Origin of the sequence: Streptomyces sp. NPDC092369, assembly GCF_044755245.1 — a bacterium.
GTDB lineage: Bacteria > Actinomycetota > Actinomycetes > Streptomycetales > Streptomycetaceae > Streptomyces.
This window is the reverse complement of sequence record NZ_JBIVQP010000001.1, coordinates 1,715,819-1,740,441: the sequence shown is the minus strand read 5'-3', so window position 1 is coordinate 1,740,441 and position 24,623 is coordinate 1,715,819. Positions and strand designations below refer to the sequence as shown.

Annotated in this window: 19 protein-coding genes and 1 pseudogene; 8 read left to right on the top strand and 12 right to left on the bottom strand. The window is 69.6% G+C overall.

All coding sequences use genetic code 11. The features are described 5' to 3' along the window. Positions 1 to 188 precede the first annotated feature (188 nt). Together ACIQI8_RS07620 and ACIQI8_RS07615 are read left to right on the top strand one after the other, a co-directional pair. Positions 189 to 1,283 (top strand): family 43 glycosylhydrolase, encoded by a 1,095-nt coding sequence (locus ACIQI8_RS07620; RefSeq protein ID WP_402345907.1) that lies wholly within the window; start codon positions 189 to 191, stop codon positions 1,281 to 1,283. Position 1,284: 1 nt separating this feature from the next. Further along, complete coding sequence (locus tag ACIQI8_RS07615) at positions 1,285 to 2,694, top strand: RICIN domain-containing protein (RefSeq protein WP_402345905.1); 1,410 nt, start codon at positions 1,285 to 1,287, stop codon at positions 2,692 to 2,694. Between the two features lie 2 nt (positions 2,695 to 2,696). Here ACIQI8_RS07615 and ACIQI8_RS07610 read toward each other — a convergent pair whose 3' ends face one another. Then, positions 2,697 to 4,364, bottom strand: coding sequence for a rhamnogalacturonan lyase B N-terminal domain-containing protein (locus ACIQI8_RS07610; RefSeq protein WP_402345903.1), 1,668 nt, complete (start codon positions 4,362 to 4,364; stop codon positions 2,697 to 2,699). 187 nt (positions 4,365 to 4,551) lie between these two features. On the opposite strand from ACIQI8_RS07610, the gene ACIQI8_RS07605 reads away from it, so the two are divergent. The 4 genes and pseudogenes from ACIQI8_RS07605 (at position 4,552) to ACIQI8_RS07590 (ending at position 8,344) form a co-directional block, all read left to right on the top strand. Next, entirely contained in the window at positions 4,552 to 5,595 is a 1,044-nt protein-coding gene (locus ACIQI8_RS07605) for a GDSL-type esterase/lipase family protein (protein WP_402345901.1), read from the top strand. Between the two features lie 202 nt (positions 5,596 to 5,797). Further along, complete coding sequence (locus tag ACIQI8_RS07600; protein ID WP_402345899.1) at positions 5,798 to 7,537, top strand: DUF2264 domain-containing protein; 1,740 nt, start codon at positions 5,798 to 5,800, stop codon at positions 7,535 to 7,537. Between the two features lie 56 nt (positions 7,538 to 7,593). Further along, positions 7,594 to 7,853: pseudogene (locus ACIQI8_RS07595) on the top strand (VOC family protein). A gap of 62 nt (positions 7,854 to 7,915) precedes the next feature. Beyond that, entirely contained in the window at positions 7,916 to 8,344 is a 429-nt protein-coding gene (locus ACIQI8_RS07590) for an NUDIX hydrolase (RefSeq protein ID WP_402345897.1), read from the top strand. Between the two features lie 12 nt (positions 8,345 to 8,356). Here ACIQI8_RS07590 and ACIQI8_RS07585 read toward each other — a convergent pair whose 3' ends face one another. Beyond that, positions 8,357 to 9,088 (bottom strand): hypothetical protein, encoded by a 732-nt coding sequence (locus ACIQI8_RS07585; protein WP_402345895.1) that lies wholly within the window; start codon positions 9,086 to 9,088, stop codon positions 8,357 to 8,359. A gap of 79 nt (positions 9,089 to 9,167) precedes the next feature. Here ACIQI8_RS07585 and ACIQI8_RS07580 point away from each other — a divergent pair, with 79 nt between their 5' ends. Both ACIQI8_RS07580 and ACIQI8_RS07575 read left to right on the top strand, forming a co-directional pair. Continuing rightward, positions 9,168 to 10,913, top strand: coding sequence for a PHP domain-containing protein (locus tag ACIQI8_RS07580; protein WP_402345893.1), 1,746 nt, complete (start codon positions 9,168 to 9,170; stop codon positions 10,911 to 10,913). After that, positions 10,910 to 11,425, top strand: coding sequence for a hypothetical protein (locus tag ACIQI8_RS07575; protein ID WP_402345891.1), 516 nt, complete (start codon positions 10,910 to 10,912; stop codon positions 11,423 to 11,425). The genes ACIQI8_RS07580 and ACIQI8_RS07575 overlap by 4 nt, the downstream gene beginning before the upstream one ends. Before the next feature lie 45 nt (positions 11,426 to 11,470). On the opposite strand, the gene ACIQI8_RS07570 is transcribed toward ACIQI8_RS07575, so the two are convergent. The 10 genes from ACIQI8_RS07570 to ACIQI8_RS07525 form a co-directional block, all read right to left on the bottom strand. Continuing rightward, positions 11,471 to 12,271 carry an ABC transporter permease gene (locus ACIQI8_RS07570; protein ID WP_402345889.1) on the bottom strand — a complete coding sequence of 267 codons (801 nt, stop codon included), beginning with the start codon at positions 12,269 to 12,271 and terminating at the stop codon, positions 11,471 to 11,473. A gap of 5 nt (positions 12,272 to 12,276) precedes the next feature. Next, on the bottom strand, positions 12,277 to 13,080 hold the full coding sequence (locus tag ACIQI8_RS07565) for an ABC transporter permease (RefSeq protein WP_402345887.1): 804 nt from the start codon (positions 13,078 to 13,080) through the stop codon (positions 12,277 to 12,279). A gap of 1 nt (position 13,081) precedes the next feature. Beyond that, positions 13,082 to 14,083 carry an ATP-binding cassette domain-containing protein gene (locus ACIQI8_RS07560; protein WP_402345885.1) on the bottom strand — a complete coding sequence of 334 codons (1,002 nt, stop codon included), beginning with the start codon at positions 14,081 to 14,083 and terminating at the stop codon, positions 13,082 to 13,084. Then, on the bottom strand, positions 14,080 to 15,255 hold the full coding sequence (locus ACIQI8_RS07555; RefSeq protein WP_402345883.1) for an MFS transporter: 1,176 nt from the start codon (positions 15,253 to 15,255) through the stop codon (positions 14,080 to 14,082). The genes ACIQI8_RS07560 and ACIQI8_RS07555 overlap by 4 nt, the downstream gene beginning before the upstream one ends. Next, positions 15,252 to 18,128: a glycoside hydrolase family 2 TIM barrel-domain containing protein gene (locus ACIQI8_RS07550; RefSeq protein ID WP_402345881.1), complete on the bottom strand. Its 2,877-nt coding sequence runs from the start codon at positions 18,126 to 18,128 to the stop codon at positions 15,252 to 15,254. Before ACIQI8_RS07550 ends, ACIQI8_RS07555 begins: the two co-directional genes overlap by 4 nt. Positions 18,129 to 18,162: 34 nt before the next feature. After that, positions 18,163 to 19,029, bottom strand: coding sequence for a carbohydrate ABC transporter permease (locus ACIQI8_RS07545; protein WP_402345879.1), 867 nt, complete (start codon positions 19,027 to 19,029; stop codon positions 18,163 to 18,165). Beyond that, positions 19,026 to 19,994, bottom strand: a complete 969-nt coding sequence (locus tag ACIQI8_RS07540) for a carbohydrate ABC transporter permease (RefSeq protein ID WP_402345877.1) — start codon at positions 19,992 to 19,994, stop codon at positions 19,026 to 19,028. Before ACIQI8_RS07540 ends, ACIQI8_RS07545 begins: the two co-directional genes overlap by 4 nt. A gap of 20 nt (positions 19,995 to 20,014) precedes the next feature. Further along, positions 20,015 to 21,280, bottom strand: coding sequence for an ABC transporter substrate-binding protein (locus tag ACIQI8_RS07535; RefSeq protein WP_402345876.1), 1,266 nt, complete (start codon positions 21,278 to 21,280; stop codon positions 20,015 to 20,017). Between the two features lie 169 nt (positions 21,281 to 21,449). Continuing rightward, positions 21,450 to 23,309 (bottom strand): glycoside hydrolase, encoded by a 1,860-nt coding sequence (locus tag ACIQI8_RS07530; protein ID WP_402346747.1) that lies wholly within the window; start codon positions 23,307 to 23,309, stop codon positions 21,450 to 21,452. A gap of 11 nt (positions 23,310 to 23,320) precedes the next feature. After that, positions 23,321 to 24,568, bottom strand: a complete 1,248-nt coding sequence (locus tag ACIQI8_RS07525; RefSeq protein WP_402345874.1) for an ROK family transcriptional regulator — start codon at positions 24,566 to 24,568, stop codon at positions 23,321 to 23,323. Positions 24,569 to 24,623: the final 55 nt, after the last annotated feature.

The window sequence follows — 24,623 nt, the reverse complement described above, 5'->3', positions numbered from 1 at the left end:
AGACGGGTCGGGGCACCCCGGGATAACAGAAAACTCGGCCCGAGATGAAAGAGCGGGGGAAAGCGCTCTCTCTTTGTCTCGTCGGACCCGTTGACCTCGCGGTGCCACCCCCTTACCTTTTCGGCGTTCGAGCCGTTCGTAATGACAGATGGCGTTCGCCATCTCGAACGTTCCCGAGAGGCAGCCGTATGAGCCGCAACGACGACCTGCCCCATGCCCCCGGCCGAAGGTCGGTGCACGCCCCGAGCCGAAGGCTGATGCTCAAGGGAGCCGCCCTGGCCGCGGGCGCCCTGGCCATCCCTTCGACCCCGGCGACCGCGTCCCCGAAAGCAGCCCCCTTCGTGAACCCGCTCGTCCGCCAACGTGCCGACCCGTACATCCACCGGCACGCCGACGGCCACTACTACTTCACCGCCACCGTCCCCGAGTACGACCGCATAGTGCTGCGCCGCTCCCGCACCCTCAACGGCCTTGCCACCGCCGCCGAGTCGGTGATCTGGACCAAGCACGCGACCGGTGTGATGGGCGCCCACATCTGGGCGCCAGAGATCCATCGCATCGGCGGCAAGTGGTACGTCTACTTCGCCTCAGCGCCCGCCGAGAGCGTCTGGGACATCCGCATCTGGGTCCTGGAGAACGCCAACCCCGATCCCTTCCGGGGCACTTGGCAGGAGAAGGGCCAGCTCAAGACGGCCTGGGAGACCTTCTCCCTGGACGCCACCACCTTCACCCACCGGGGCACCCGCTATCTCGCCTGGGCCCAGCACGAGCCCGGCATGGACAACAACACCGCCCTGTGGCTGTCGAGGATGGCCAACCCGTGGACCCTGACAGGTCCTCAAATACGCCTGTCCACACCGGAGTACGACTGGGAGACCGTCGGTTACAAGGTCAACGAGGGCCCGGCCGTCATCGCCCGCCAGGGCCGCCTGTTCCTGTCGTACTCGGCCAGCGCCACCGACTGGCACTACTGCATGGGCCTGTTGACCGTGGACGCGAACGCCGACCTCATGGACCCCGCGAACTGGTCCAAGTCGCCGACCCCAGTCTTCACCAGCAACGACACCACCCGGCAGTACGGCCCAGGCCACAACTGCTTCACGGTCGCCGAGGACGGCCGCAGCGACGTCCTCGTCTACCACGCCCGCCAGTACAAGGAGATCACCGGCGACCCCCTGAACGACCCCAACCGCCACACCCGGATCCAGAAGCTCGGCTGGCACCCGGACGGCACCCCCGACTTCGGCGTCCCCGTGGCAGACACGGTGAAGGAGAGTGTGTGAGATGAGACGTGCGTACGCCGTTCTGCTCGCCCTGGTCTGCGCCCTCGCCGCCGCCCTGGTGACGGCGGGCCCGGCCCAGGCCGCCGCACAGACCGTCCCCAACGGCACCCAGTTCACCGACACGTCGGGCAACGTCGTGCACGCCCACGGCGGCGGGGTCATCAAGGTCGGCTCCTACTACTACTGGTTCGGCGAGGACCGCAACGCCGACAACACCTTCAAGTACGTGGACGCCTACCGCTCCACCGACCTGAAGACCTGGGAGTTCAGGAACCACGTCCTGACCCAGTCCAGCGCCTCAGAGCTCGGCACCGCCTACATCGAGCGGCCCAAGGTCATCTACAACGCCTCCACCGGCAAGTTCGTCATGTGGATGCACAAGGAGAACGGCGTCGACTACAGCGAGGCCCGCGCGGCCGTCGCCGTCTCCGACACCGTCGACGGTGGCTACACCTACCAGGGCAGCTTCCGGCCGCTCGGCCAGTACATGTCCCGGGACATCACCACCTACGTCGACACCGACGGCACGGCCTACATGGTCTCCGCCGCCAACGAGAACTACGACCTGCACATCTACAAGCTCAACTCCGCCTACACCGGCATCGACAGCCTGGTCGCCAACCCCTGGGCGGGCGGCCACCGCGAGGCCCCGGCTCTCTTCAAGCGGGGCAGCGTCTACTTCATGCTGACCTCGGGGGCGACCGGCTGGAGCGCCAACCAGCAGCAGTACGCCACCGCCACCAGCCTCGCCGGCCCCTGGACGTCCTTCACGAACGTCGGCGACTCCACGGCGTACAACTCGCAGACCGCCTACGTCCTGCCGGTGACCGGCACTTCGGGCACCTCGTACCTGTACATGGGCGACCGCTGGGGCAACTCCTTCGGCGGCACCGTCAACGACTCCCGTTACGTCTGGCTGCCGTTGACCTTCCCGACCTCCACCACGATGTCCATGTCCTGGTACCCGGAGGTCACCGTCGACACCACCGCCGGGACGATCAGCGGGACGAGCGCCACCTACAACACCCTGATCGCCCGCAACAGTTCGAAGTGCGCGGACGTCCCGAGCCAGTCCCTGTGGCAGGGCGTCGCGATCAGCCAGTACACCTGCAACAGCGGAACCAACCAGAAGTGGTGGTTCAAGGACCTCGGCACCGGCTACTACGAACTCGTCGGCCGGGGCAGCTCCTTGTGCCTCCAGGAGAACGCCACGAACGTCACGCAGGAGAACTGCACCGGAGCCACCACCCAGCAGTGGAGCCTGACGACGTCGGGCAGTTACGTCCTCGTCAAGGCCCGCGCCAGCGGCGAGTGCCTGGACGTGTCCGGCGCGTCCACCGCCAACTCCGCCGCGATCATCACCTACACGTGCGGCGGAGCGACCAACCAGCAGTGGACACGCGGGACCTGACGTCACGCCAGCAGGTCGATCGCGTCGATCGCCGTGCCCGCGCTGAGGAAGGACGTCGAACCCGAGCCACTCGCCACATAGATCTTCAGCGTGTTGTACGCGCCGGTGTCCGTCAGCCAGGCGGACGCCGGGACGTTGTAGGTGAACGTGTGGTTGTTGCCCCGGTAGGAGCCCACGGTCAGCGACCGGGTGCTCGGCTGGGTGGGCGGAGAGGGGACGGCGGAGGTCCAGGTGTCGTTGACGACGACCTGCGGCCGGCCGTTGGCGTAGGCGGTCGTCACACCGATGCGCAGGGTGTGCGCGGCGGCGGCCTGCGCCGCGGTCAGCTTGAAGTAGACGACGATCCCGCTGTTGACGTCCTTCCAGAGGTAGCAGGGGAACGCCGAGGTCTCGCTGCCGCTGCCGATGACGACATTGCCGGTCCAGGCCGCGGCCCGGACGTCGGACGGATGGGCGTACGTCATCAGGGCCGCGTTCTTGAAGCCGCCCGGCGTGCCGTCCCAGTCGTTGATCCGCCAGATCGCGCTCGCGTTGGACGGGTCGTTCGAGGACGGGATCGCGATGGTGTTCAGCGTGGTCGTGCTCCCGGCGGTTACCGTCACCGACCCGGTGTAGACGGCGAGTTCACCCTTGAAGACAGTCAACGTGTACGTCCCCGGCAGGACTCCGCCGACGGTGAAGTAGCCGTCCGAGGAGCGGGCCGAACCCCAGTACTGGGCAGCCGAGTTGGCGAGCCCGACCGTGTACGCGTACGCCGTGTTCCGGCCGCTGATCCCGACGCCCGCGACCCGGCCCCGGCCGCTCGCGGCGACGTAACCGGAGATACCGAGCGCATCGGCCCAGGAGGTGGTGAGGTTGGCGTGGTACAGCGCGGAGGAGGGCGCGCCGCCGTCCGTGAAGGCGATGACGTACGGGCCCTGGAGACCGAAGCGCTGGGCCTCCGTCTGGTTCTCGCCGTAGTACAGGATCTCGTACAGACCGCCGCCGTCGGCGCTCTGGTGGCGCAGCAGGGAGCGGTAGAACGGGCCGCCGGAGGCCTTCTCGTGGTTGGAGCGGACGACGTAGAGGCCGACGCTGCCGGTGCTCCAGCCGATGTAGTCGTAGTCGGCGACCCGCAGTTTCGAGTAGTGCTTGGAGCGGGTCTGGCCGTCGGACTTCTCGAAGACGTCCGAGGCCTCGATGGTGGTCGGCGCGTAAGTGTAGGAATCCGGCTCGTCGTTGAGGAACAGGCCGGCCTTGACGCGCACGATGTAGCGGGTCGCGCTGACCGAGGTGTCGGCCTTGTTGGTCCACAGGTAGACGTTGTTCTCGCCGCTGCGGGCCGCGTAGTAGTGCTTCAGCGTGCCGTGCGTGACGGAGATCAGGATGGTCGTGCCGGACTGTGCGAGGGTCACCGTGGAGGCGCCGAGGCCGGACTCGACATGCGAGTTCATGCCGCCGTAGCCCTGGTACTCGGTGCCCTTGTAGACCAGCGAGGTCAGGTCGCCGGTCGTCTTGCTGACCTTGAACACGAGGCTCGCGCCGGTGTCGACGACGTAGTTCGAGCCGTCGTCGGTGTAGCCGAAACTCGCGGCCGAGGCTGTCTTGGCGAGCGCCGCCGTACCGGCAACGGCAGCCGTACCGAGGACGAAGGTGCGGCGACGGACCGGTCTGTTCACAGAACCGGACATGGGGGTGCCTCCTTCGGGAGGTGGGGGTGCGGGTGCTTTGGAGGGTGACAGTTGAATCGATTTCGCGAAAGGGCTTTCACAGCCCGGGGGTTGGCAATGCTGTGAAACATGGCAGGGGACTAGAAAGCGCTTGTCCAGAGCGGTACGGTCCACCGCCAGGCCTTGTCGTCGGACGGAGGAGCCACGGATGAGACGTTTCACCATCGCCCTGCTGGCCGCGGTGACCCTGAGCACCGCCCTGTCGACCGCACCCGCACAGGCCCACGACCGCACGCCCCCGCTCGGCATCGCCAACTGCACCGCGACCGCCTGCCACTTCGACGTCGCGCCCGGCACCTACGACGTCATGGTCCGTCTCGGCGGCGAGGCGGCGGCGAGTACGGCCGTCACCGGTGAGACCCGGCGCGCCCTGCTCCCCGAGACGGCCACCGCCGCCGGGCAGACCGTGACCCGCGGCTTCACCGTGAACGTCCGCACCCCCGAGGGCGAACCGACCGGCCCCGACGGCACGCCCGGCCTCGACCTCGTCCTCGGCGGCACGGCCCCGGCACTCGCCGACATCCGCGTCACGCCCGCCCGGCACGCCCGGCAGATCCTCCTGGTCGGCGACTCCACCGTCTGCGACCAGCCCGGCGACCCCTACTCCGGCTGGGGTCAGCAACTGCCCCAATACCTGCGCGCGGGCCTGTCCGTGGCCAACTACGCGGACTCCGGCGAGAGTACGGTTACCTACCTGGGGAACCCGCAACTGTGGGGCACGGTGCGGTCGTTGATCCGCCCCGGCGACCTCGTCCTGATCCAACTCGCCCACAATGACAAGACGACCGACGAGGCGACGTACCGCGCCAACTTGGAGACACTGGTGGCGGGCGTACGGGAGAGGGGTGGACGGCCGGTGCTGGTGACACCTGTCGTGCGGCGCTGGTTCAATGCGGACGGCACCCTGAACAACGACACGGCGCTACTGGTCAACGGGCTCGGCGTGAACCATCCTGCCGTCATCCGCTCGATAGCGGACGAACAGGACGTTCCGCTGATCGATCTGACGGACAGGACGAAGACTCTGGTCGAATCCCTCGGCGTGGAGGGCTCCAAGGCGATCTACTTGTACAACGAGAAGAGAGACAACACCCACACCTCCGTGCACGGCGCCACCGTGTACGCGGGCCTGGTGCGCGACGAACTCGTCGCACGGCATCTGGTGCCCGCGGCCCTGGTGCGGGTGGGATGAAACCCTGGGGCGTCCCGACCGGAACCGGGGCGCCCCAGGCCTCGACCGCCGCCCCCGCGCGGCGAGTCCCGGCGCGGCGCGCAGGGCCCGAGTGCGAGGCCCTGCGCGCGGAGCCGTAGAGAGAGCCGCCGTAGAGAGCCGTAGCGGAGAACCTTCGTGGACGACCGTCGTAGTTCGTAGCCAACCGTCGTAGAGAGAGCCGATGCAGCCGCCCACCGAAGACCGCGCCCTCAGCCCGCGCACCGGCTACACCCGCGCCCACTGGGAGGCCGCCGCCGATGCCCTGCTCGCCGCGGTCGAGCCGTACGCGGTCGAGGGCGGCGCGCTCTACGACCTGCCCGGCGAGCACACCAGTTGGTCCGGCCGGCTCTCCGACGGCCTTGAGGGCTACGCCCGTACGCTGCTGCTGGCGGCCTTCCGCCGGGACGAGACGGTCCTGCAGCGGTACGCCGACGGACTCGCGGCCGGCGTGGGGGGCGTCTGGCCCCGTATCGAGGACCGCAGCCAGCCCCTGGTCGAGGCCGCGTCCATCGCCCTCGCCCTGCGCCTGACCCGCCCCCTGCTGTGGGACCGGCTCGACGACGGCGTACGGCAGCGGGCGGCGGCCTGGCTCGGCGACGCGCTGAGCGCCGAACCCTGGCCCTGCAACTGGGAGTTGTTCCCGGTCACCGTCGGCGGCTTCCTCCAGGAGATCGGCCACGAGCCCGACGAGTCCCGCAAGGCGATCGACCGCGGCCTGGAGCGCATCGAGGAGTGGTACGTCGGCGACGGCTGGTACACCGACGGCGACGGCCGAAAGTTCGACTACTACAACGGCTGGGCGATGCACCTCTACCCGGTCCTGCACGCCTGGCTGGCCGACGACCCCCGCCTGCTCGCCCACTACGGCGACCGCCTCTCCCGCCATCTCGCCGACTACGCCCGCCTGTTCGGCGCCGACGGCGCCCCCATGCACCAGGGCCGCTCCCTCACCTACCGCTTCGCGACGACGGCCCCGCTGTGGCTGGGCGCACTGGTCGGCCGTACGCCGTTGCCGCCGGGCGAGACACGGCGGCTGGCGTCGGGCGCGTTGAAGTACTTCCTGGACCGGGGCGCGGTCGACGAACGGGGCTTGCTGACCCTGGGCTGGCACGGCCCCAACTCAGCTCTGCTGCAGGGCTATTCGGGCCCGGCCTCCCCGTACTGGGCCAGCAAGGGCTTCCTCGGTCTGCTCCTCCCGCCGGACCACGAGGTGTGGACCGCACCGGAGGAGCCGGGCCCGGCGGAACGGGCGGACGCGGTCACCCCGATCGCCCCCGCCAACTGGCTGCTCCAGTCCACCCGTTCGGACGGCCTGGTCCGCCTCCACAACCACGGCAGCGAGGACGTCCGCTACGACCCGTACTACACGCGGCTCGCGTACTCGACGGCGACGGAGCCCTCGTCGTCGTACGACAACAGCGTGATCGTCGGCGACGACCCGAGCCGTACGGAGATCGAACCGCTTGGCGTGGGCGAGGGCTGGGTGGCGTCTCGGCATGTGGCGGGTGGTGGCGCTCGGGTGACCAGCGTCGTGCTGGCGCGGGGGGCCGTGGAGGTGCGGGCGTTTCTGATCTCCGGAGCCGAGATCGGGACCGCGGTGCGGGTCACCGGGTGGGCGGCGGGCGAGGGTCTGTGCTCGCGACTCCTGCCTGTGGTGGGGCTGTCGAGTCCGGAGGCGCTGTCGCCGCCGGACGGTGCCGGCGAACAGGGCGCGCCTGCCGCCGAGTTGACCGGCGTGATCGACACCGAGCCGACGCTCTTCATCGCGCTGGCCGGGCTCACCGCCGATACGGATCCGGCGCCGCCGACGGAAGCGGTCAGGGTCGACGTGACCGGGCCGGACGCGTTCGTCGTCGGCTGGACGGACGGACCTGTGTGTGAAGTGCGGCTGGCGGCTGGGCGGGTCACGGTCTCCGGCTGAACCGGAACGGGCTTCGCGCTCTCCGGGGCTGGCGCAGGTCTTCTCCTCATGGTCACGTGACCATCGACTGCGCCGACGCCCACGCGGTCGCCCGCTCGTCGAGGACGCGGGACTGCTCTTCGTCACCGTCCCGGAGGTCAAGACCGTCAAGAGCCGTCTGCATTTCGACCTCCAGCCCGAGGACCGCACCCGGGAGGAGGTCCAGCGGCTCCTCGGTCCGGGCGCCCCGGTCCTCGACGACCGGCGCACGGTCGACGGCGCGGGGGCACTGACCCAGCGACCTGTCTCACAGCGCTCCGATGGGCCATCCTGGTAGAGTCGAGACTTTCTTGGGTATCAGAACCTTTGGACTCATCACCGGCGAGGGACCGAGGAACCATGGACATGGAGATCCCCGGCGACAGGCGCCTCGCGGCGGCCGTCGTGATGGACGACGACGACCGGGTGCTGCTCGTGCGCCGGAGCGAGAAGGAACGGTTCCTGCCACGGGTGTGGGGTGTTCCCTGCGGCAAGCTGGAGCCGGGGGAGAGTCCCGAGGCCGGTGTGCTGCGCGAGCTGAAGGAAGAGACCGGGCTGCGCGGCGAGGTCGTGGCCCGCATCGGCGAGTCGTCCTTCGTGAGCGAGTACCGCGGGCACGAGATCAAGAACTGGCAGCAGAACTTCCGCGTGCGATTGCTGTCCGACCCCGGCGAGATCAAGCTCCCCGAGGCCGATCAGGACAGCAAGTGGCTCAGCCTCGGGCGGCTGACCGAGGTCGACATCGACGACTACAACCTCGACGTCGTCCGCCAGGCGTTCTCGTACTGACCCCTCGACCGCTCATGTGCTCCTGAGCAGCTCGGCCAACCCCCGCAGCGCCGCCAGATACTCCTCCGTGTCCAACGGCACCTTCGGCACCGCTCCCGGATGCGGCCCCGCCGCCGTGAACACGTCGGTGTGCTCGCGGCGTCCGCTGCCCGTCTCCAGGAACAGCGTCACCGTCGGCTCGTCCGTCTCGCACCAGGCGCGGTGCAGGGTGTGCGCCGGCAGGGCGTAGGAACTGCCCGCCGCGTACTGGCCCACGTGGGTCAGCCGCAGCCGCGCCGGGCCGGTCGGTTCCAGCAGCCAGTCCGCCGAACCCTCCTCCAGGGACTCCTCGTAGCGGGCGGCGGCGATACCCTCTCCGCCGCCGCGCTCGACCTCGTACAACTCCATCGCGAGCCGGCCGAGGACGATGTAAGAGGCCAGCGGCGAGCGGTGGTTGTGGATGTCCTCCTCGCCGATCGCGCCCGATCCGCGGTGCCACAGGTGGGCGCGGAGCATGTGGCGCGGTCCGCCGTCGATCAGCAGGAGCTTGTCGAAGCCGAGGACATGGCGGTACGACAGCCGGGCGCACCACTCCGGATCGCCCTCACCGCAGGCGAGTTCGGCGATCAGCTCCAACAGCCGCTCCCGCGTGCCCAGTTCGGCAACGACCGAGCGGGCCGCGTCGGCCAGCCGGCGCTCCGGCAGCTCCCCGTCCAGCGTCCCGGTCAGTAAGCGCCGTGCCGCCAGAACCTGCCGACCGCCCATGCACTCCAATTCTCCTCACGCGACGTGGTCGCGTCGCGAAGGCAGCCGCTCTGTCAGGCAGCGGCATCGGGAGGGTTCCATGGGGCACGGGCACACACACGGACCGCACCATCACGGTCACGACCACGGGCACGGCCACGGGCACGATCACTCGCACGACGGGGTGACGGCACCGCTGCCCGCCGCCTTCGACACCTCCGTGCCCGACGAGGCCCTGTCCCCCGAGCAGTCCTCGCGCCGCGCGATGCTGCGCCGGGCCGGTCTGCTCGGCGCGGGCCTGGCCGCCGGTGGTGTGCTGGCCGGTGCCGCGGGTGCCGCGCCCGCCTACGCGTCGTCCGCTTCCTCCGCCTCCAACGGCCGCCGCAAGAACGGCTTCCTGTGGCTGGCCGGGGATCACCACATCCACACGCAGTACAGCAGCGACGGCAAGTACCGCGTCGTCGACCAGGTCCGTCAGGGTGCGCGGCACGGCCTGGACTGGATGGTCATCACCGACCACGGCAGCGTGGCGCACGCCAAGATCGGCGTGGACAAGGTGAATCCGGACATCCGCGCCGCCCGTGACGCCTACGACGACACCCTCGTCTTCCAGGGCCTGGAGTGGAACATCCCGGGCGCCGAGCACGGCACGGTGTTCGTGCACCCCGGCACGAACGAGGTGTCCGTCCTCAAGCAGTTCGAGAACGACTACGACGGCAGCGTCAAGAACGCCTCCGGCTCCTCGCCCGCCAACGAGGCCCTCGCGATCGCGGGGCTCGCCTTCCTCGGCGAGCAGGTCAGGCGGCGCAAGGTCAAGGACGCGCTGATGCTCGCCAACCACCCGGCGCGGCGCGGTGTCGACTCCCCGCACGAGATCCGCGCCTGGCGCGACGCGACCTCCGCGGACCACCAGATAGCCGTCGGCTTCGAGGGCGCTCCGGGCCACCAGGCCGCCGGTCTCCCCGCACCGCTCGGCATGGGCCGGGCCCGGGGCATCTACGACAACAACCCCAGCGTCGACTCCTTCGCCGGCTACCCGCCGGAGAGCTACCGCACCTGGGGCGGCTTCGACTGGATGACCGCCACCGTCGGCGGCCTGTGGGACAGCCTGCTCGCCGAGGGCCGGCCCTGGTGGATCACCGCCAACTCCGACTCCCACCAGATCTACGCCGACACCGCGGCCCGTGGCACCGGCGGCAACTTCGACACCGACGGCCGCCACCCGGACCCGATCTACAACGGCCAGATCGACATCACCCAGGGCGACTTCTGGCCCGGCCACTACAGCCGCACGCACGTCGGCTCCGACGGCTTCTCCTACGGCGCCGTCATGGACGGCATCCGCGCCGGCCGCGTCTGGGTCGACCACGGCCAGCTGATCAGCGGCCTCGACGCGCGGCTGTCGGGCGGCAGCCGCTGGGCCACGCTGGGCGGCGCGCTGCACGTCCGCAAGGGCACCCGCGTCACCCTCACCGTGGACGTGGCACTGGCCGGCGGCCCCAACTGGGCAGGTTTCACGCCGTCGTTGGCCCGCGTCGACGTCATCCAGGGCGATGTGACGGGACCGGTCGCGGACAAGGACACCTTCACCGCGCCGACGGCCAAGGTCGTCAAGACGTTCGAGGTGAACAAGTCCACCGGCACCGTCCGGCTCAGCTACGACCTCGGCCGCGTCGACACCCCGCGCTACGTGCGACTGCGCGGCAGCGACGGCAACCGGTCCGCCGCCGGCGCGATGGGCGCGGCGGTCGACCCGGCCGGTCCGGCGATCGACGTCGTCGGCTCGGCCGACCCGTGGAAGGACCTGTGGTTCTACTCCAACCCCGTGTGGGTCCTGCCCTCGTGACCTCGTACGCCTTCACGGTGGACGCCGGCCTGCGCGACCTTCCCGCCGCGGACCACCTGCTCCGCACGCTGGCCGCCGAACTCGCCCTCCCGGAGGGCGTGTTCGGCTGCACGCACCTGGTCCGCGACGACCGCCCACGGGTCGCCGTGTCCCTCACCCTCCCCTCGGAGCCGCTCCTGCGCACCGCCCTTGAGCGGCTCACGGGGGCGGGCCTTGAGGTGACCCCCGGCACCCCGGACGACCTGGGCCGCGCGGTCCTCTTCCCGGGCGCCGGGGCCCTCACCGGCACGCTGACGGTCGCGGACCTGCTGTCCGACTCCGCGATCGACCGGGTCACGGTCCTGGGCTCACCCGACGAACCCGCCCCGGACACCCGCCTGGTGACCCGGGACCACGTCCGCCCGCAATGGACACCGTCCGGGGAACTCGTCCTCACCGCGATGCCTGCGGCGGGCGACGCGCTCGTACCGTTCGAGGTGCCGGATCCGACACCCTGCTGCGCGGACCACTGAACGTGCGGACCACTGAACGTGACGACGCCGGAGCCACCCGCGCCGTTATCCGTTCACCCCCGTGTAGTGGTTCAGGCTCCAGCGCCACAGGAGTCGTGCGGCCAGGTAGCCGACCAGGCCCAGCAGCGGTGACGCCGCCGCCAGCCAGTACGGCGTTCCCGTGGAGTGGCCGTGGCCCGTGAGGACCGCTGCCGGGAAGTAGGCGACGAACGCGAGCGGGAGGCCGAAGGTCAGGAAGCCGCCCACCGCTCTCGGCAGGACGTTGAGCGGGTAGCTGCCGAAGGTGCCGAGGAGTTCCTCCAGCCAGCGGCCCCAGTAGTCCGCGGCCGGGAAGCGCAGGGACGCCGACGCGACCACCGTGAACAGGGCCGCCTCCAGGAGCATCCCGCCCAGCACGGCCGCGATCAGGTACGCGATGCGGCCTGCCGTCCAGTCCAGGTCGCTGCGGCTGATCGCGCCGACCATCAGGCCGGTCGCCACGGTCAGGTCGCCGATCGCGTTGGTCGGGAAGTACTGGAGCTGGATCTGGCGGTACACCGGCATCGGGCGCAGGAGGTACGCGTCGATCTTGCCCTCCTGGATGTGCCGGCCGAGGCCGTGCACTCGCCCGAGGAACAGGACGAACAGGCCGTGCGCCAGCATCCGGGTGGCCGGGATGAGCAGTACGTCCGAGCTGTCCCAGCCGCCCATCCCGGTGAACCGGGTCAGCAGCACGGTCGCGAAGACGATCACCGAGACCTGCCAGATCGCGCCGATCGCGATCATCATCATGAACTCGGTGCGGTACTCCAGCTGGGCACGGAAGTTGAGACGCGTGACGCGCCACATGATCCGGACGGCGTTCATGGGCCTCAACCTCCCTGGGAGACGACACGGCGGGCGGCCCGCCGCCAGAGGAATCTGGTGAGCAGGCCGAGGACGACGACCCAGGCCGCCTGCAGGGCCAGTTGGGCGCCCGCGTCGGACAGCGGGATACGGCCCACGTACAGCGACAACGGCACGCTGAGCGTGGCCTGGAAGGGCAGGAAGGCGCTCAGCGTGAGGAACCAGTCCGGGAAGAACCACAGCGGCGCGTACACCCCGGACAGCAGGTTCTGCGCGAAGATCAGGATGAGGATCGCGGCGTCGTTGCGCAGCGTCCAGAAGCACAACTGGTCGATGAGCAGCATGACGTAGTGCAGGACCCACTGGCCCAGGAGGAGGCTGAGCGCGAACACCCCGGTCACGGCGGCCGACCTGGGCGGTTCGACCACTCCGACCGCCAGGCAGATCACGTAGCCGGTGAACGCCCAGGCGAAGCCGTACAGTTGCTCGCCGAGCGCCCGCAGCGCGTAGTAGCGGTGCGGTGGGAGCGGGCGCAGGTACCAGTAGACGATCGTGCCGTAGTGCAGGTGCTGCACGACCGTGTCCCGGGCCGCGTACTGGTCCAACTCCCGCAGCCGGGAGGCCAGTACGGCCAGCACGGCGTACGTGACCGCCTGGTCGCGGGTCAGGCCTGCCGTCGTGCCGGTGTGCGCGTACAGGCCGTGCCACAGGGACGCGACCAGCACGATCTGCACCGTCAGCCGGAGCACGGCCGCGGTGATCCGGGGCGGTGTGTACAGCTCGCCGAGCGGGGTGACGCGCATCGCGCGCCAGGCGTACAGGCTCGCCATCTCAGACCGCCTCGGCCCGGGCCTGCACGTACGCGGCCCGCATCACGTCCTCCAGGTCCGCCTCGTCGACGGCGACGCCGGTCACCTCGTACCGCTCGATGACCAGCTTCAGCGCCTTGTGAACCGTCGGCGCGGCCGGCCCGTCCGGGCCGAACACCACCTGCGGGCCGTCCCGGCGCACCAGCGCGATGCCAGGGAGCGGGCCGACCGGCGTGTGCGGATCGGCCAGCGTCGCCCGCACCTGCCAGGTCGAGCCGAACCGGCCGCGGATCTCGTCGAGCGTGCCGTCGAGCACCAGCCGCCCGTGGTTGATCAGCACCACCCGCTCGGCGAGCCGCTCGACCTCCGTCATGTCGTGCGTGGTGAGCAGGACGGTCCGCCCGCGCTCCTCCACCTGGTGCCGCAGGAACTCCCGCACCTGTTCCTTCACCACCACGTCCATGCCGATGGTCGGCTCGTCGAGGAAGACGACCATCGGGTCGTGCAGCAGCGCGGCGGCCAGGTCGCAGCGCACCCGCTGGCCGAGGGAGAGATGGCGGACCCGGGTGTCCCAGAAGGCGGACAGTTCGAGGATGTCGTCGAACTCCCGCAGCCGGGCCGCGTGTTCGGCCCTGGGCACCTCGTAGATGTCCCGCAGGATCGCGAACGACTCCCGCACCGGCAGGTCCCACCACAGCTGGGTGCGCTGCCCGAACACCGCGCCGATGTTACGGGCGTTGCGTTCCCGTTCCCGGTACGGCACCACGCCCGCCACCCGGGCCTCGCCGGAGGTGGGCGTGAGGATGCCGGTGAGCATCTTGATGGTGGTGGACTTGCCGGCGCCGTTCGGGCCGAGCAGGGCGAGGAGTTCGCCCCCGGCCACGTCGAAGGTGATGTCGGAGACGGCGTGTTTGACGGCCCGCTCCGGATTGACCAGGGAGCGGAGCGCGCCCGTGAAACCCGGGCGGCGGACGGTGGTGTGGAAGGTGCGGGACAGCCCGCGGACCTCGATGCTGCCGATCACTCGACGAACCTCCGGGTGAGCTGGATCAGCCAGACGGTGGCCGCGAGCGAGGCGGCGGAGAGCGCGGCAAGCAGCCAGGGGACCGCGTGGATGCCCCAGGCCTCGATGCCCACGCCCAGCAGTGGCGGCGCTGCCACTCCGCCGATCATCGACGCGGCGATGACCCAGGCACCGGCACGCCTCGCCTGGGGAAGCGCCCTGTTCAGCCAGGGCAGTCCGGTCGGGAAGACCGGCGCGATGAACAACCCAACACCCGCGTACGCCACGGGCGCCACTCCTTTTGTCAGCGTCAGGAGCAGGCACACCGTCATGCCGGTCGCGCAGATGGTCAGGATGCGCTCGGGGGAGTACGTGAGGGCGAGCGGTACGACGAGGAAGCGGCCCACCGTCATCATCAGCCAGTACACGGAGGTGGCCGAGGCGGCGGCCGTCGCGCTGTGACCGACGGTCTCCAGGTGGGTGGGCTCCCAGCCCCCGACGCCCAACTCGACGGCCACATTGAGGATGTAGAGTGCGAGGAACCCGACGAGGACGCGGGAGAGACCGAGACCGGGTGCCGTCCCGGCGGCAGGCGGTGTCCCGTCGACCACCTCTGTCCGTACGCCACTCGATCCCGGCACGATCAGCGCCACCGCCAGCACCGCGCACGCCCCGAAGGCGTACGGGTACGAGTCCGGCCCCAGCCATGCCACCACCGCCGGACCGAGTACCGCCCCGATGCCGAAGTGGGCGTTCAGGACGTTCAGCATGGCCGTGGAGCGGTCGCCGAAGCCGGCCGCGAACAGGAGGTTGAGGCCGTAGTCGACACCGCCGAAGCCGAGGCCGCCCAGGAAGGCGGCGGCCAGGGCGAGCGGCCAGTTCGGGGCGAGCGCGAAGCCCGCCGCGCCCAGCGCCATCAGGATGTAACTCGCCGACAGCAGGGTTCTGTTGCTGATCCGGGAGTGGATCGCGTTGAAGGCGAGGACGCCCGCGACCCCGCCCGTGAAGTGCAGGCTCAGGCCGAGTCCGGCGCCCGAGGGGGACAGGCCGAACTCCGCGCGCAGGCCCGGGACGGACGGGCCGTACAGCGCCTGGAACATGCCGATGAGGACGAAGCCGACACAGGACGCGACCGCGGCCGGCCGGGTGAACAACCGGCCGGCCGCGGGGGTCCCGAGGGCTGTGTCGCTCAACTGACGTCCGAGAACACGAACGAGAACTCGGCGGGCTCCGCACGCAGGTAGTACTGCGGCAGCGGGCCCGGACCGCAGGACTGCGAACCGATGCCGTGCAGCCCGTGGTCGAGGTTGACCCACACGGTGTCGCCCGGTGTGAGGTCCGGGAGGTGGGTGGCCGCCGCCAGCTGCTCGGTCGTCCAGCGCCTGGCGGTGAAGAAGAACTCCGGGTCGCCGTCGATCCGCAGCCCGCCGATCTCCGCCCACCGGACGTCGGCCCGCGCGCCGTTCTCCTGCGGACGCACGTACGGCGTCTGGAGCTCGTCGACGGTCGCATTCCAACGGGCCAGCCGCGAGGCCGATTTGGTGTCCGGGTAGCCCTCGCCCGGACCGCCGCCGAACCACCGCACCCGGTCCGCCGAACCGTCGATCCCGAAGCGCACGCCGAGCCGCGGCAGCGGCACGGTCCAGTCGCCCTCGGGCCCCACGGACACCGTCAGCCGCAGCCGGTCGCCGTCGGAGGTCCAGCGGTACACCGTGCTCAGACCCACCTCCCAGGCGGCCGGCGCGACCCGGGTACGCACGGTCAGCGCGTCCTCGCCGACCTCCACCGCGTCCAGCCGGTGCCGCATCCGGTGCAGGCCCAACTTGCGCCACAGCAGCCCGTAGCGCGTGTCCGACTGCCACTCGGCGCCGTCGTCGTTGTCCGTCGGCGCCCGCCACACGTCCAGCCGCAGGCCGTTCACCTGCACCCCGCCGATCGTGCGCAACTCGCCCGTGCGCGCGTCGAAGGTGGCCGGGCCGAGGGTGATCAGCCGTTCCCCGACGACAGGTGCGTCGGACGCGGCGATGGACGGCAACGGGCGCGCGGTGACGGCCACTTGGCCCCATGCCACCTCGTGCCCCTTCGGCGCCCAGAGGGTGTCCTCGGCGAGCACCGCCCGTACCGTCCAGCCCGTCTCGGCGCCCCGGCCGTCCGGAGCACCGGGCAGCTTGACGTCCGCGGACTCACCGGCCGCGAGCTCAGGCACGGACAGACTGCCCAACTCGACCGTTTCGCCGTCCACTTGGTAAGACCACTCAAACGCGAACGCGGACAGATCGGCGAAGTCCTGCTTGTTCGTGATCCGTACGGTGCCGTCCGAACCGTCGCCCTCGATGCCGACCGGCTCGATGACCTTCTTGAACTCGACGAGCCCGGGGGAGGGTTGCCGGTCCGGGAAGACGAGGCCGTCGCAGACGAAGTTGCCGTCGTGCAGTTCCTCGCCGAAGTCGCCGCCGTAGGCGAAGTCGTACCGCTCGTCCTTGATGCCGTGGTCGATCCACTCCCAGATGAAGCCGCCCTGGAGCCGCTCGTGCGCCTCGAACAGCCGCTGGTAGTCGGCGATCCCGCCCGGACCGTTGCCCATGGCGTGCCCGTACTCGCACAGGATGAAGGGGAGTCCGCGCCGCTTGTGCGTGCCCCCGTCCAAGTCCTTCCCGATCCGGTCGACTTCCTCGTGAAAGGCGTACATCCGCGAGTACATGTCCGTGTCGCGGCAGTCGATGTCGCCCTCGTAGTGCACGAGCCGTGAGCGGTCACGGTCGTGGATCCACTCGGCCATCGCGGTCAGCCCGCGACCGGTGCCGGCCTCGTTGCCGAGCGACCAGATGACGACCGAGGGGTGGTTCTTGTCCCGCTCGACCATGCGCGCGGCCCGGTCGAGGAGGGCCGGTGTCCAGCGGTCGTCGTCGACGGGGTTGTCGCGCCAGGCCTGCTCCACGAAGCCGTGGGTCTCCAGGTCGCACTCGTCGATCACCCACAGCCCGTACTCGTCGCACAGGTCCAGGAAGGCCGGGTGCGGCGGGTAGTGCGAGGTGCGGACGGCGTTGAGGTTGTGCCGCTTCATCAGCAGCACATCGGCGCGCATGGTCTCCAGGTCGAGGGCGCGGCCTTTCTCGGGGTGCCACTCGTGCCGGTTGACTCCCTTGAAGAGCAGGGGAGTTCCGTTGACCTTGATCAGACCGTTCTCCAGCACGACGGTACGGAAACCGACGCGCAGCGGCACCCGCTCGCCCTCGGTGACCAGCTCACCGTCGTACAGCACCGGGCTCTCGGCGGTCCACGGCCGCACCGCCACCGTGACCGTCTCCCCGGTCGCGACATCGATGTCCAGGCCGGGCACGGACACCCGGCCGTCGACGTCGGAGTCGACACGCAGGGTGCCCTCGCCGCTGACATGGTCGTAGGAGGCGTGCACGAAATAGTCGAGGACACTGCCCGCCGGGCGGTGCAGCAGGGTCACGTCACGGAAAATGCCGGGCAGCCACCACTGGTCCTGGTCCTCCAGGTAGGAACCCGCCGACCACTGGTGCACGCGGACGGCGAGCACGTTGCCGCTCGCCTTCAGCAGATGCCCGACCGCGAACTCGTGCGGCAGCCGGGAGCCCTTGAACTCCCCGATGTCCGTGCCGTTGAGCCAGACCCGGGCACAGGACTCGACGCCGTCGAAGCGCAGCACGACACCGCCCTCGGACAGGTCGGGCCAGTCCGCGGGCAGGTCGAAGACGCGCAGGTGGTCGCCGGTCGGGTTCTCCGTCGGCACGCGGGGCGGGTCGACCGGGAAGGGGTAGAGGTGGTTGGTGTAGATGGGCGAGCCGAACGCGCCGTCGCCCTGGAGGACCCAGTGACCGGGGACCTGGACCTCGGCCCAGTCCCCGGCGTCGAACCCGGGCTCGGCGAACGCGTCGTCCTCGGCGTCGGCGGTCGCCGACACCCGCAGGCTCCACGCGCCGTTCAGGGAGAGGGACGCGGCGTCCGAGGACGCGTACCAGGCGCGGGGCGGGAGGGCGCCGTTGCCGGGCGACACGTCCTCGACGTAGTCGACGGCCGTTGTTGTGCGGAAAGACATCGGACTCCAGGTCTTGGGTCTTGGGACGGGTGTGTCAGCCCTTGATACCGGTCTGCGCGATTCCCTGCACCAGCCAGCGCTGGAGGAAGAGGAAGACGAAGACCAGGGGCAGGATCGAGACGGCGGTGGCCATGAAGATCAGATGGAAGTTGACGGTCTGGTTGGTCATGAACGAGGACAGCGCTATCTGCACGGTCCAGGAACTCGGATCCTGCCCGATGACCAGCGGCCACAGGAAGGCGTTCCAGCCGCCGATGAAGGTGATCGTGGCGATCGCCGCGAAGAAGTTCAGCGAATTGGGTACGACGATCCGCCAGTACGCGCCCCAGTAGCCGAGCCCGTCCACGCGTGCCGCCTCCTCCAGTTCCTTGGGGAACCCCAGGAAGTACTGCCGGAACAGGAAGCAGGTGAAACCACTGAAGAGGCCCGGGATGATGAGGCCCCGGTAGGTGTCGACCCAGCCGAGGGAGGAGACGAGAACGAAGCTCGGCACGAAGGTGACGGCCGTGGGAACCATCAGGGTCGCCAGGACGGCGTAGAAGACCTTGTTGGCGTGCCGGTAGGGGATGCGGGCCAGGCCGTAGCCGGCCAGCGAGCACACCAGGAGGGTGCCGACGGTCATCAGGACGGCGACGACGGTCGAGTTCCACAGGGCGCGGCCGAACTGGACGGTCTGGTCGTCGAAGAGTTCGGAGACGTTGCCCCACTGGAAGGAGGGGAGCAGCTTCCAGTTCTCGCCGGTGATCTCCGGGTCCGTGGAGAGGGCGTTGCGGACGATCAGGTAGAAGGGGATCAGGAAGAGCAGGGCGGCGACGCCGACGGCCAGGTACAGGCCCGTGTTGCCGAGGACGCCGCCGCGCTTCCTGCGGCCCTTGCCGACCTGCGGTGCGGTGGTGGTCACTTGGACTCCTCCCCCCTTCCGAAGCCCAGGATCCGGCCCTGGGCGAGGGTGACGACGCAGATCAGCAGCGACAGGATGACCGCTCCCGCGCTGCCGGCGCCGTAGTCCTGGCTGTTGCCGAGGGCCGTCTTGTAGAGCTCCATGAGCGGGGTCTGGGCCCAGGTGGCCTTGGTGCTGATGATGTTGAAGAACTCGTCGAACGCCTGGTACGCCGCGACGAGCAGCAGCAGGACCACCGCCGTGGAGGTGGCGCGGAGCTGGGGCAGCGTGATGTAACGGAAGGTCTGCCAGCCGGGCTTGGCGCCGTCGATCTCGGCGGCCTCGTACAACTCGGCCGGGATGTTCTGCAGCGCCGCCAGGAACAGGATCATGTAGAAGCCGGCCTGGATCCACAGGCGCAGGGTCACGATGACCAGCCAGTACCAGGGCGGGCTCGGGTTGGCGAGGTAGGCGATGTTGTCGACGCCGAACCAGCCGAGGACCGTGTTCATCAGGCCGAAGCGGACACCGCTGAAGATGGACATCTTCCAGATCAGCGCGGCGGCGACGTAGGAGACGGCGGTCGGCAGGAAGAACACCGACCGGAAGAACGCCCGCATGAACCGCAGTTGGTTCACCAGCAGCGCGAGGCCCAGCGACAGCGCCCAGGTGGTCGGCACGATGAACGCGGCGAACACCGTGAACGTCAGCAGCGACTGGGGGAAGTTGCTGTTGGTCAGGATCTGCTTGTAGTTGTCGAAGCCGATGAAGTGGCTCGGCGTGACGGTGTAGCGGGCGTCGAAGAAGCTGAGCCAGATGCTCCATCCGATGGGGACGAAGACGAAGATCACCAGGCCGATGAGGAACGGGCCGGTGAAGAGCCAGAAGTTCAGGGTGGCGTTGGACCGCAGGCCGCGCCGCGGCCGGGCCTGGGAGGCCTTGGCCGCGGCGGGCTGGGCGACCCCGCGCGTGGTGGTGGTCGACATCTCGGGTTCCGTCCGCCGGCCTATCCGAACAGCTTCTTGAGCTCGACGTTGACCTTCTTGTCGCAGGCGTCGAGCGCGGCCTCCGGGTTGCCGTTCTTGCGGACGGAGTTGGCGATCACGTCGGCGAACGCGGTGAGCATGGTCTGGTCGAAGCCGATGTTGTCGAAGTGCCCGTAGTCGGTGAAGAGCTTGACCCCCTCCGCGGGGAGGCCGGACTTGAGCTTGGTGGCGCCGGCGGCTATCGAGGACCGGGGCGGGATGTGGAAGCCGTAGGACAGCGCCCAGTCCTCCTGGTACTTCTTCTGGTCGATCCACAGCCACTTGACGTACGCCTTGGCCGCCTCGACGTTGTCGCCCTTGGCGTTGACGAACATCGACCAGCCGCCGTTGTAGACCGACTGCTTGCCGCTGCTGCCGATGCTCGGGAAGGGGAAGACGCCGAGGTCGTCGCCGAGCGCCTGCTGCATGGCCGGCATGGACCACATGCCGCCCCACTGGATGGCGCACAGGCCCTGGTTGAGCGAGGACGGGTCCCAGAAGTCGGTCGGGGCGTCCAGGAGCACATGACCGCTGGTGAACAGCTGGCGGAGCTTCTTGAGGCCCTCGACGACGCCGTCCGTGTGGTAGGCGATCTCGTTCTTGTCGTCGAGTGTGTCGGCGCCGGCCGACCAGATGATCGGGTTCTGGATCGCGGTGAAGTCGTTGCCGAGGAAGGCGCCCTTGACCTTGCCGGTGGTGAGCTTGGCGGCGGCCTCCAGCAGCTCGTCCAGCGTGGTCGGGACCTCGACCTTGGCCTTCTCCAGCATCGACTTGCGGTAGTAGAAGAACTGCGGGTCGTCGATCATGCGGACCCCGTAGATCTTTCCGTCCACGGTGTGCGACTTGATGTCGGCCGGGTTGAAGTCGTCCTTGACCGGATCGATGATGTCGCTGAGGTCGGCCACCTGACCGCTCTTGACCAGCTGCAACTGCGGGTGGAACTCGAAGACGTCGGGTGCCTGCTTGGTGAGCAGTGACGAGAACAGCTTGGCCTCGAAGTTGTTGCCGGTGATCCAGTTCGTGGTCACGTCCGCCTTGGAGTACGCCTTCGCGTACCGCTTGATGGCCTGCTCGGTCCCGGCCTCGCCGTACGCGTGGAAGTACTGCACGAGCTGCTCGCCCGAACCGCTCCCGCCCCCACGCCCGTTGTTCCCCCCGCACGCGGCCAGCGTCCCCGCCGCTGCCATGCCCGCGGCGGCCCGGAAGATCGATCGGCGGGACCAGTTGCTGTTGCTCATTGCCGACATGCTGACGTCCTTGTCTGTCGAGTGCGGCTGGGGCTCCACGGCTCAGCGGCCAGGTGGCTGAAATCAGGTGCGGTGCGGGACGTTAACCTTCGGCTAAGCCTTCGGCAAGGGGTTGGACGAAGTCTGTTCGAAGCGTTGCCCACGGTTCGGGATGCCGAACAGGCGAAAGCTAACCGCTCCTGGTCCAGACCTCGTTGGACCCGCCGTTGCAGCTGTAGAGGATCACCTTGCCGCCGTCCCCGGTCGCCTGTCTGCTGACGTCCAGGCACGTGCCGGACGCCTCGCTGAGGACCTGCCCGTTGGCGTTCAGCAGCCAGCGCTGCGAGGCGTCACCGGTGGCGTCCGCGGTCGCCGTGAGGCCACCCGAACTCCCCGCCGTCAGATAGCCGTTCACGCCCTTCAGGCGGCCCTTCGCGTCGTACGACCAGGACTGCCCCACGTCACCGGTGCAGGTACCGATCGTGGCCCCTGAGGCGTCCGCGAGCAGGCACTTGCCGGACTGCTTCCCTACCAGCGCGCCCGTGACCGCCGTACTGCCGTGGCCCTTCTGGTCGAGGACGTACGTCGTGATCGAGCGGGCGGCGAGCGTCGCGTCGACCGTGCCCGAACTCACCGACGGCTTCGCCGCCTTGGCCCAGTCCTCGGTGGCCGAGGTCCGCACGGCCTGTGAAGTCCGCACCGGGGTACGGCTGTTGAAGTGCAGACTCAGGGGCGTGTCCGTGGCGTTGTGGTTGTTGACCACGACCACCCACGTGCCGTCCCGGTCGTACGTCGACACCTCGACGCCGGCCGGCACGCCGGTCACGTTGTGCGCGACCGAGCCGGGTTTCACGAACCGGCTGTACTGGCCCAGCGCGTAGTACCGCTTGGTGAAGTACAGCGACTGGTCGCCGTTGGCCGCGTAGTCGGGGTCGTAGTAGATCAGACCGTCGTTCCAGCCCTCGTCGTTCCTCGTGTACGGGTCGCTGCCGTAGCCGCTCGCGAGCGCCACCCACCACTGGAACGCGGAGTCGTGGGAGCTCGCGAAGTCCTTGTAGATGATCCGGGACATCAGCAGGGCGTTGTCGATGCCCGGGTCGTACTCCTGGTTCCAGCCGGTCGTGCCCTTGCCGAAGCAGCAGATCTCGGTGGCCCAGGAGGTCTTCCCGACCGACTTCGCCGTCTCGTAGACGTTGCCCAACTGGCCGTCGCCGGGGTTGTTGTACGTGTGGTGGGCCAGCTTGTCGACGTACTGCGCGGTGTCCGGCTGGTTGATCCACTGCGGGACCTCGGTGCTGAACTGGACGGTGCTGCTGGACTCGTCGGCGATGATCCCGGTCCGCTGGTGCCGGGCCGTCTGCTCGGCGCCCAACGCCCGCACGATGTCGTCGCGTTGGTCGACGGTGACCTGCATGCCCTCCTGGCCGCAGGAGCCGAAGTCGTTGTCGGGTTCGTTGAAGGGGCTGATGTAGTCGAACCTCGCGCCCTCCTTGGCGAAGTGCGCGGTCACGTCGGCCACGTACTCGGCGAAGTCCCGCACGTTCTCGGCCTTCAACTGCCCGCCGCAGCTCTGCCCGTTGGTCGTCCACCGGGCCGGCGCGCTGTTGACGAAGCCGATCAGGTCCCGGACGCCGTACTTCGCCGCGTACTTCAGGAACGTACGGCCGCCCTTGTCCTTGCTCCAGTCGTAGCTGCCGTCGGAGTTCAGGAAGTCCTCGGCGGCGCGGGCCGGGGTGGTGACCGCGGCTCCGCCACCGCCGATGTTGTAGCGGTACGAACTCAGGTCCAGGCCCTGCTCGGAGAAGAGCAGCTTCGCCACCCGGGCCTGCGCCTTGGGCGAGAAGTGCTGGAGGTCGTTGACCCACCAGGCGCCGGACGCGCCGATGTCGTCGATGGTCTGGGCGGCGTGCGGGGAGACCTGGGCCGACGTGGTGGCGGCCGAGGCGGGCGGGGCCGATACGAGGGGTCCCGCGACGGCGAGTGCGGCCGCCGCCGTCAGCAGGAACGGTCTCCTGGGGTGGGGGCGCGGGTGGGGGTGGGTCATGTGCATCCCTTCCGTCGTCATGAAGGCGGTGCGGTACGACTCCTTGCGGGGGTGGCGCGTTTGGTGCCGGTCCTCTGCCCCACGGACTGCAGCGCCCCTTCGAGCGCGAACGTGGCCGCGCCCAGGCAGACCGGGTCGGTGGGGATGGGGGAGAGGACGATCTCGGTGGCGGCGAACGGGCGGGGCAGCGCGTGCCGGGCGACGGCCTCGCGCACCTCCGCGACCAGGGGTTCGCCCAGGGCGGCCGCGACCCAGCTGCTGAGCACGACCACCTCGGGGTTGAACAGGTTGACCAGGTCGGCCACTCCGGCGCCGAGGTACTTGACGGTGTCGCGGATCGCCTTCACCGCGATCGGGTCCCGCGTGCGCAGTCCCTCGGCCAGCGCGGCGATGGTGGCCGTCTGGTCCTCCGGGTGCAGCAGAGTGCTGTCGGGGCTCAACTCCCGCAGATTCAGCATGATTCCGGACGCGCCGACATAGGCCTCGACGCAACCCTGCTTGCCGCAGCGGCACAGCCGGCCGTCCAGCACGATCGTGGTGTGGCCCCACTCGCCGGCGCTGTTGCTCACGCCCCGGTGCAGCGCGCCGCCCAGGACGAGCCCGGCGCCCACGCCCGTGCCGAGGTTGACCACCACGGCGTCCCCGCGTCCGCGCGCGGCCCCGAACCAGAGCTCGGCCACCGCGGACGCGCGCAGCGGGTTGTCCAGGTAGAGCGGGTAGGCGATGTGCTCGGTGAGCAGGTCGAGCAGCGGCACGTCGTGCCAGTTCCAGTTCGGCGCGTACTCCGAGAAGCCGGTCTCACGGTCGACCTGGCCCGGCACGCTCACCCCGACGCCGAGCACCCGGGCGCCCTCGATGCCGGCCTGCGCGACCACCGAGCCGACGGCGGCGGCGACATGGCTGACCACCTGCTCGGGCAGGCTCTCGCCGGGGCGCATGTCCTCGTCGGCGCGGGCCAGCACGTTCAACGCCAGGTCGAACAGCTCGACATGGACGTACGTCTCCGCGATGTCGACGCCGATCAGCGCGCCCCCGGACGCGTTGACGGCGACCAGGCCCCGGGGCCGGCCGCCCGCCGAGTCCTCGAACCCGACCTCCGTGATCATCCGCAGGTCGAGCAACTCGCCGACCAGGGTGGCGACCGTGGCCAGGCTCAGTCCGGTGGCGGCCGCCAACTCCTGCCGGGAGGTGGGGGAGGCGGCGATGATCTGACGCAGCACCTCGTATCGGTTCGCCGTACGGATGTCACGTGATGTGCGCTTCACCGAGTCTGTCCCCCGTCCCTTCGCTCCTGCGGACCGGGACACGACGGCACCGGCG

Coding starts and splice junctions, on each gene's coding strand:
- ACIQI8_RS07535 (WP_402345876.1), bottom strand. CDS start 21,280: ATGTCGGCAATGAGCAACAGCAACTGGTCCCGCCGATCGATCTTCCGG.
- ACIQI8_RS07585 (WP_402345895.1), bottom strand. CDS start 9,088: ATGGGCGGTCGGCAGGTTCTGGCGGCACGGCGCTTACTGACCGGGACG.
- ACIQI8_RS07570 (WP_402345889.1), bottom strand. CDS start 12,271: ATGAACGCCGTCCGGATCATGTGGCGCGTCACGCGTCTCAACTTCCGT.
- ACIQI8_RS07580 (WP_402345893.1), top strand. CDS start 9,168: ATGGGGCACGGGCACACACACGGACCGCACCATCACGGTCACGACCAC.
- ACIQI8_RS07605 (WP_402345901.1), top strand. CDS start 4,552: ATGAGACGTTTCACCATCGCCCTGCTGGCCGCGGTGACCCTGAGCACC.
- ACIQI8_RS07615 (WP_402345905.1), top strand. CDS start 1,285: ATGAGACGTGCGTACGCCGTTCTGCTCGCCCTGGTCTGCGCCCTCGCC.
- ACIQI8_RS07590 (WP_402345897.1), top strand. CDS start 7,916: ATGGACATGGAGATCCCCGGCGACAGGCGCCTCGCGGCGGCCGTCGTG.
- ACIQI8_RS07610 (WP_402345903.1), bottom strand. CDS start 4,364: ATGTCCGGTTCTGTGAACAGACCGGTCCGTCGCCGCACCTTCGTCCTC.
- ACIQI8_RS07530 (WP_402346747.1), bottom strand. CDS start 23,309: ATGCACATGACCCACCCCCACCCGCGCCCCCACCCCAGGAGACCGTTC.
- ACIQI8_RS07565 (WP_402345887.1), bottom strand. CDS start 13,080: ATGGCGAGCCTGTACGCCTGGCGCGCGATGCGCGTCACCCCGCTCGGC.
- ACIQI8_RS07620 (WP_402345907.1), top strand. CDS start 189: ATGAGCCGCAACGACGACCTGCCCCATGCCCCCGGCCGAAGGTCGGTG.
- ACIQI8_RS07550 (WP_402345881.1), bottom strand. CDS start 18,128: ATGTCTTTCCGCACAACAACGGCCGTCGACTACGTCGAGGACGTGTCG.
- ACIQI8_RS07540 (WP_402345877.1), bottom strand. CDS start 19,994: ATGTCGACCACCACCACGCGCGGGGTCGCCCAGCCCGCCGCGGCCAAG.
- ACIQI8_RS07600 (WP_402345899.1), top strand. CDS start 5,798: ATGCAGCCGCCCACCGAAGACCGCGCCCTCAGCCCGCGCACCGGCTAC.